This window comes from Candidatus Accumulibacter vicinus (genome assembly GCF_000584955.1).
Classification (GTDB): domain Bacteria; phylum Pseudomonadota; class Gammaproteobacteria; order Burkholderiales; family Rhodocyclaceae; genus Accumulibacter; species Accumulibacter vicinus.
Genome location: NZ_JDSS02000029.1, coordinates 2357 through 5290, shown reverse-complemented (window position 1 = coordinate 5290; position 2934 = coordinate 2357). Strand labels below are relative to the sequence as shown.

3 protein-coding genes and 2 pseudogenes are annotated in these 2934 nt (G+C 66.4%); 2 read left to right on the top strand and 3 right to left on the bottom strand.

Annotated elements, in window-relative coordinates; translation table 11 throughout:
- A pseudogene (locus tag CAPSK01_RS23040) lies at positions 1 to 278 on the top strand (hypothetical protein); the annotation flags it as partial.
- A gap of 357 nt (positions 279 to 635) precedes the next feature.
- Here the strand turns inward: CAPSK01_RS23040 and CAPSK01_RS14045 are convergent.
- Positions 636 to 878: a hypothetical protein gene (locus tag CAPSK01_RS14045; RefSeq protein ID WP_034927908.1), complete on the bottom strand. Its 243-nt coding sequence runs from the start codon at positions 876 to 878 to the stop codon at positions 636 to 638.
- Between the two features lie 176 nt (positions 879 to 1054).
- Positions 1055 to 1168: pseudogene (locus CAPSK01_RS23035) on the bottom strand (transcriptional regulator); the annotation flags it as partial.
- 178 nt (positions 1169 to 1346) lie between these two features.
- Here CAPSK01_RS23035 and CAPSK01_RS14040 point away from each other — a divergent pair.
- Complete coding sequence (locus CAPSK01_RS14040; RefSeq protein ID WP_273703711.1) at positions 1347 to 1679, top strand: four helix bundle protein; 333 nt, start codon at positions 1347 to 1349, stop codon at positions 1677 to 1679.
- Positions 1680 to 1865: 186 nt separating this feature from the next.
- Here the strand turns inward: CAPSK01_RS14040 and CAPSK01_RS23030 are convergent.
- Positions 1866 to 2934, bottom strand: a 1069-nt coding sequence (locus tag CAPSK01_RS23030) for an SUMF1/EgtB/PvdO family nonheme iron enzyme (RefSeq protein WP_273703710.1), incomplete at its 5' end; no start/stop codon positions are given.

Sequence of the window (2934 nt, the reverse complement as noted above, 5' to 3'; positions counted from 1 at the left end):
GGGTCGCCAATCGCACCGGGCTGGCCCCCGGCAAGACGCCCCTGGCGGTCGAACGTGAGCTGCTGCAGGCGGTAGGCCCTGACAGCAGTCGTGAGTCGGGGAAAGCGTGCCGACGGAGCCTGCAAACCTCGCCGGAATCGCAGCACGAGGATGGCCATGGGCCGCCGCGGCGACCCAGGGTGCAAGCGGTCCCTGACGAGCCCGATCGGATCGTCTTCGTGCGCCCTTTACCAGGCGATGCGCTGATCGAATGGGTCGTCCGGTGCCGGTTGAGCTGACGGGTCGAACTCGCCGTGGTCGGCATCGGCCATCTCCCCCAGCGGCGGGCCGCGGGCCGGCGCGATAGGCGGCGGTGATGTCGGCTCGCCCAAGTGCGAGAGGATCTTGCGCACCGCGCAGGCGTCGGTGATCTGGTCGGGGCACGGCTTTCGTGAAACGTCGCCGCCCCCGAGGCGTCCGCCGCGAAGACGCCCTCGATGACGAGGCAGTGGAAGTGCTCCCACGGATTGCGCAACGCGCCAAAGCGGGGTAGATGAAGGCCACCGCCCCGATGCGGGAATCGGAGCCCTCCGGCGGGCAGGCGCGGCGCAAGGCGTGAGCAGGGTCAGGTTTTCTTTTGCCTGTTCGGTGATTTCTCAACCCGCGATGTCCAGCCGTCTTTCAATCCGGTCAATGCGCGCCTTGATCTGATCGATACTTGACTGTTGCCGGATGATTTCCTCGTAGTTGTGCGCGCTATCGCGTCGGCCAGCGGCAGTGCTCGCTTCCAGGCTAGTAAGCCGGGCGGCGACCTCTCGCAACTCGCTTTCGATGCGGTCCTGTCCACCCCGCAAGGCGCGCAAGTGCTCAAGAACCAGATTGTCGACGTTGTCGCTCATGGTGAAGCCTCCTTGGAAAGGATAGAAGGAACAAAGGGGCCAGACCCCTTAGAGGAAAACAAATAGCAGTCAAATCGTGGACAGAGTGTAAACGTTAAACCCCGGGGTCATCACACTCACCGAGACACCCCATGACAATGGTGTTCGCCTAAGAAGCCAAGCGATCCAGGGTCCCCTTACAGCACAGCCTCCAACCCTTGGCGCTCGATCAGGTTGAGGAGTTTCAGAGAAGAAGAGCCGCTTGGCCTCTTGTCGCCGACCTCCCGCTTCTGCACACTGGAAAGTGGGGTCTTGTTTCTGAACTAATTCTCCGGTAGCGCATTCTTGCGCACGCCGTAGGACCAAGGATAGAAGATCCAACGCCACTTCCGCCAGTGTTCCAGGCTCTGATAGGCCCTGACAGCAGTCGTGAGTCGGGGAAAGCGTGCCGACGGAGCCTGCAAACCTCGCCGGAATCGCAGCACGAGGATGGCCCTGGGCCGCCGCGGCGACCCAGGGTGCAAGCGGTCCCTGACGAGCACCGAGAAGTTCCCGCGCGCTTTCCGCCTTACCGTCACGCAACGCCTGATCGATGCCGCCCTCGATCTGCAGGAAGCGCTGTTCAAGGCGCAGAACCAGCGCGGCGCGCCTCGCCTGAACGCGCTTCGCCAGGCCGACGCAGCGCTGAACCATTTGCGGCTGTACCTCCGCCTGGCCTATGACTGGCGCTGGCTCAACGCCGGCCAGTACGAGCACGTCAGCGGCATGGTCGCCGAGCTTGGCCGGCTGCTCGGCGGCTGGCTGAAGCAGAGCGCACGCTAGGGCAGGGCGAGGCGCCTCGGGGCTTGCGCCCGGGAGGCGCCTCTGTTGGATATATGCCCGACGGCGCGCGCCCTGGTGGGCAATCCGTGCGGACGGGACCAGCCTGCGCCATCCACAGCGCCTTCGCCTCGGCCAGCCGACCGTGGTCGGCTGGCATTTCCGGCCCGGCCCTCGCGGACCGGGTTTTCAGAAGGCCTGCACGATGTGGGAGACACACACCAACCGCAAGCCCAGGTTGTTGTTACGGTTGCCTGGGTCGTTATGGTTGCGGTAGGCGCAGCGCGCGTTGTCGCGGTTGTTGTTCCAGGAGCCACCGCGCAGCACGCGCCGGGCGTCGGCCGTGTCGGTACCCTCGCGCCTGAGATCGGGCGCGTAGGGGTAAGGATGATAGGCACTGCTGGTCCACTCCCAGACATTGCCGCTGAGGTCGACGAGACCTTCCGGCGTGTCGCCGCCCGGAAAGACGCCGATCGGCGTCGTGCCGCGAACGTGGCTCTCGAAGGTGTTGCAGCAGCCGGCGTCGAAGTCGTCGCCCCAGGCGTAGCGCCGGCCGCTGCGCCCGCGTGCGGCGGCTTCCCATTCGGCTTCGCTCGGTAGCCGCCAGAACTGCCCGGTCTGCGCCGACAGCCAGGCGCAGTAGGCACGCGCCTCGTACCAGCAGACCCCGACCACCGGCTGCGCGGCGTCGTTGTACGCCGGGTCGTTCCAGTAGGCGGGTTCGGCCTGCCTGCCGCTCGGGTACCAAGTATCGAGCAGCGCCTCGAATTCGGCGTCGGACATCTGCAGTATCGCCTCACAGTCCTCAGCCTGCTTCGAGGTGATTCCGCTTTCCCGGAGCAGTTCCCCGATTCGCTGCGGGTTGTCGCGCAGCCACTGGCGAAACTCGCGCCGCTCCTGCTTCGGCCCCTCCGCCGTTTCCTCGCCGCGCCGCCAGCGCTGCGCCGCTTCGTCTTGCCACCAGCGCTCGTCGTCGTAGCCACCAGCGTCGAGGAAGCAGCGCCACTCGGCGTTGGTGACCGGGAAGCGGCCGATCGCAAAGGCGGCAACCTCGACCTGGTGTGCCGGAGATTCGTCTTCGTAGATGCCTTCGTTGCTGCCGATCGGGTAGTTGCCGGCCGCAATCGTCACCACCGGCGGCAGCAGGTAGTCCCCGTCCGGACCGTGGCGGCGTTGGAAGCTCGGATCGCCGAGTTCGCCCAGCGCCCGCGCGGCGGCGATGCGCGCGCGCAGGTCGGCGGCCGGGTCGCGGCTGCGC

What these genes read in the sequence shown, in the direction of transcription:
- CAPSK01_RS14045 (WP_034927908.1), bottom strand. Translation starts at nt 878, where the DNA reads ATGAGCGACAACGTCGACAATCTGGTTCTTGAGCACTTGCGCGCCTTG.
- CAPSK01_RS14040 (WP_273703711.1), top strand. Translation starts at nt 1,347, where the DNA reads ATGGCCCTGGGCCGCCGCGGCGACCCAGGGTGCAAGCGGTCCCTGACG.